1 protein-coding gene is annotated in these 261 nt (G+C 65.9%); it reads left to right on the top strand.

Annotated features, from left to right (window positions below; all coding sequences use genetic code 11):
* Positions 1-23 precede the first annotated feature (23 nt).
* A partial coding sequence (locus AC5RUU_RS19680) for an ABC transporter permease subunit (RefSeq protein WP_493976876.1) occupies positions 24-261 on the top strand: 238 nt, incomplete at its 3' end.

The raw sequence follows: 261 nt of genomic DNA, 5'->3' as shown, positions 1-261 counted from the left end.
CGGCCGTGGACACGAACGCGATCATGGGCCCGATCACCGCGGCCCTGGTCGGCCTGACGCTGAACGAGGCGGCGTACATGGCCGAGATTATCCGCGGGGGTTTCTCCTCGGTGGGCAAGGGCCAGATCGAGGCCGCCGACTCGCTCGGGATGAGCGCGGGCACAAGGATGCGCAAGGTGATCATCCCGCAGGCGATGCCCTCGATCATCCCGGCAACCGGTAACCAGGTCATCGGCATGTTCAAGGGAACCTCGCTGGTCA

Source organism: Arthrobacter sp. K4-10C (assembly GCF_059090085.1).
Note: the sequence above shows the minus strand (reverse complement) of the source record. Positions and strands in the feature narration are given on the sequence as shown.